Origin of the sequence: Spirillospora sp. NPDC049652, from assembly GCF_040675125.1 — a bacterium.
Taxonomy (GTDB): domain Bacteria; phylum Actinomycetota; class Actinomycetes; order Streptosporangiales; family Streptosporangiaceae; genus Spirillospora.
Genome location: NZ_JBFAOF010000890.1, coordinates 1 through 2979, shown reverse-complemented (window position 1 = coordinate 2979; position 2979 = coordinate 1). Strand labels below are relative to the sequence as shown.

The window sequence follows — 2979 nt, the reverse complement described above, 5'->3', positions numbered from 1 at the left end:
CCCCGCACCCGGTCGAGGCCTACGCCTTCCGGATCGAGGCGGGCGGCCGCGTCCTCGCCTACTCCGGCGACACCGGCGAGTCGTCCGCGCTGGTCTCGGCGAGCGCAGCGGCAACGCCAACCTGTTCACGCTGGTCGGCAACCTCCAGCTCAAGCGCGGGATGCGGCTGGTCTCGGACGAGCAGCTCGCCCTCATGACCCGCACCGCGCACGCCGTCTCCGAGGTCACCAACGTCGCGCCGTCCTCGCAGCAGCCGTACGTCGGGCTGTCGGCGTTCGCGCACAAGGCCGGGCTGCACGCGTCCGCGATCAAGGTGGACCCGGACCTCTACCAGCACATCGACCCCGCCGCCGTCGGCAACGACATGCGGATGCTCGTCTCCAGCATGGCCGGACGCGCCTCGGTCGAGCTGAAGGGCCGCGAGCTGGGCTACGACCTGTCCGGCGAGCGCGCCGGGGCGGTCGTCGCGCGGGTCAAGGACCTGGAGTCCACCGGCTACACCTTCGAGGCGGCCGACGCGTCCTTCGAACTGCTGCTGCGCGAGGAGCTCACCGGCGTCCGCCCCCGGCACTTCGACGTCGAGTCCTGGCGGACGATCGTGGAGCGCCGCCCGGACGGCTCCATGATCTCCGAGGCCACCGTGAAGCTGCACGCCAAGGGCGAGCGCATCATCGCGACCGGCGAGGGCAACGGCCCGGTCAACGCCCTCGACAACGCGCTGCGCCTCGCGCTCGGCCGCCTCTACCCCGAGCTCGCCCGCATGGAGCTGACCGACTACAAGGTCCGCATCCTGGAGGGGACGCACGGCACCGACGCCCGCACCCGCGTGCTCATCGAGTCCAGCGACGGCGAGCGCGAGTGGGGCACCGTCGGCGTCGAGGACAACGTCATCGCCGCGTCCTGGCAGGCCCTGGAGGAGGCCGTCACCTACTGCCTCCTGCACGCCGGTCACGAACCCGTCAACTGAGCGGCCGCAGGTGGGGAATCTTCGCGGGCCCCGGGGAATTGATCGGACATGACCAAACTCGTCAAGGACGACCACGAGCGGAACCGCTTCGAGATCACGGTGGACGGGACCCTGGCCGGGTTCGCCGAGTACCACCTGCGCCAGGACGGCCGGACGGTCGTCTTCACGCACACCGAGGTCCTGCCGGAGTTCGAGGGCCAGGGGATCGGGAGCGCCCTCGCCCGGGGCGCGCTCGACGACGTCCGCGCCGGCGACCGGGGCGTCGTCCCGCTGTGCCCGTTCATCAAGGGCTGGATCGACAAGCACCCCGACTATCAGGACCTCGTCGTCCGGCCCGCCTGACCCGCCTGCCGCCTGCCGCCCGACCCGGCGTCCTGCTCTCGCGGGCCGGTCGGGCGGAGAACCGCGTCCGCTCCGGGGTCAGGCGGCCGGGCGCGGCCGGGAACGCATTCCCAGGGCCAGGACCAGGAGGAACGCGACCGCGACCTCCGCCGCCCGGGGCCAGGGCACCGCCACCAGGTGCCCGAGGTTCATCAGCGGCGCGACGAGCAGCGCGCCGAAGCGCCGTCCGGACGCGGTGCGAAGGCCGTTCAGCAGCAGGAAGCCCAGCATGATCACCCACGCGTACTCGTAGTACGGCGTCTCACCCGAGAGCAGGTGCAGGCCGAGGGGGTACTGGAGCCCGACCAGCCCCTGGGCCGCGAACGTCAGCCCCGCGACCGTGACCATGGGAACGGTGATGCGCCGTCCGAGCACCTGCGCGCCGCGCCGCGGACCGTCGGAGAACGCCAGCCCGGCCAGCGCCACGACGGGCACCACCAGGCTGAGCGCCATCGTCCCGTACATGGACAGCGTGAGCGGCGTGTGGCCGGTGAACATGTAGACGCAGAGCGCCAGGACGGCCGCCGCCGCGAACCGCCGTCCGAAGATCCCGCCCCACCAGGCGGCGGCCGCGATGACGGCCCCGGAGGTCCAGACGGGCACCAGCCCCGCGAAACCCGACCAGTACCCGGGGCCCGTCGTGGACTCGCCGGTGAGGCTCCGGACGGTCGAGTCGACGAACCACACCGTCGAGATCGTCATCAGCAGCGGCGCCACCAGGCTGGCCACGGCCAGCGCGTCCCGCCACTCGGGAGTCGTCCAGCGGGCGCCGAGCCCGCCCAGCCGCATCCTCAGACCGCTGACGACCAGGTCGAGGGACTCCCGCGGGCCGCCGCCGCACTCGGCGAGCACGTCCAGCATCTCCTCGCCGTACTCGGCGCGGTGCTGCCGCGGGTAGGCGTGCAGCAGCCGCCGGTTCCACTTCCGGTTCACGCCATGCCTCCCGCCGTGCCGAGCCGGTGCGCGGCGGTCTCGGCCCCGTGCCGCATGCGCCGGACCTCGGCCGCGAGCGCGTCCGCGCCGGCGGCGGTGATCCGGTAGTAGCGGCGCATCCGGGTGTCCACGACCTCCTCGCGGTCCACCTCGATCATTCCCTCGCCGCGCAGCCGGTCCAGGGCCGCGTACAGCGTCCCGGTGCGCAGCCGCACCCGGCCCTGCGAGATCTCCGCGGCGTCCGTGATGATCCCGTAGCCGTGCTGCGGCCCGGCGGCCAGCGCGGTCAGGATCAGGAACGTCGGTTCCTGCATCGCCCGTTCGCTCATATGATCAACATATGTCGATAATCTACCTATGCACAACCTCCAGCCCCAGGTCGGCCTCCTGCCGGGCCGGACCGTACCGGACGGCGCGGCGCTGACCTGCGGCGACGACACTCGGTGGTCGCGGGGACGCCAGAAATGCCGTCGAACATGCGCAAACCGGTGGCGGGGGCGGCGCGCGGCGGCCACCATGAGTGATCCGAGATCGCGCGCCGTGGGACGTCCCCCGGCGCGCGCGCGTCCCTCAGAGCCGAGCCGGAGAACCCATGCCCGTCCGCACCTGGCGTCCCGAGTCCGCCCGGACCGGCGAGGACGAGGCGTTCGCGGGCGTCGCCCTCGGCCTCGGTGAGACCTTCGAACGCGACGGCGACC

General features: G+C 72.7%; 4 protein-coding genes. 2 read left to right on the top strand and 2 right to left on the bottom strand.

Translation table 11 applies throughout. The features are described from left to right. Positions 1-967, top strand: a 967-nt coding sequence (locus AB0J52_RS34425; RefSeq protein ID WP_500187077.1) for an alpha-isopropylmalate synthase regulatory domain-containing protein, incomplete at its 5' end; no start/stop codon positions are given. Between the two features lie 48 nt (positions 968-1015). Then, entirely contained in the window at positions 1016-1309 is a 294-nt protein-coding gene (locus AB0J52_RS34420) for a GNAT family N-acetyltransferase (protein WP_500187076.1), read from the top strand. A gap of 78 nt (positions 1310-1387) precedes the next feature. Here AB0J52_RS34420 and AB0J52_RS34415 read toward each other — a convergent pair whose 3' ends face one another. Together AB0J52_RS34415 and AB0J52_RS34410 are read right to left on the bottom strand one after the other, a co-directional pair. Further along, positions 1388-2281, bottom strand: a complete 894-nt coding sequence (locus AB0J52_RS34415; protein WP_500187075.1) for a hypothetical protein — start codon at positions 2279-2281, stop codon at positions 1388-1390. Next, complete coding sequence (locus AB0J52_RS34410; RefSeq protein WP_500187074.1) at positions 2278-2610, bottom strand: PadR family transcriptional regulator; 333 nt, start codon at positions 2608-2610, stop codon at positions 2278-2280. The genes AB0J52_RS34415 and AB0J52_RS34410 overlap by 4 nt, the downstream gene beginning before the upstream one ends. Between the last annotated feature and the right edge of the window lie 369 nt (positions 2611-2979).

Excerpts from the sequence above, each read along its gene's own strand:
- AB0J52_RS34420 (WP_500187076.1), top strand. The coding sequence starts at position 1,016 with ATGACCAAACTCGTCAAGGACGACCACGAGCGGAACCGCTTCGAGATC.
- AB0J52_RS34410 (WP_500187074.1), bottom strand. The coding sequence starts at position 2,610 with ATGAGCGAACGGGCGATGCAGGAACCGACGTTCCTGATCCTGACCGCG.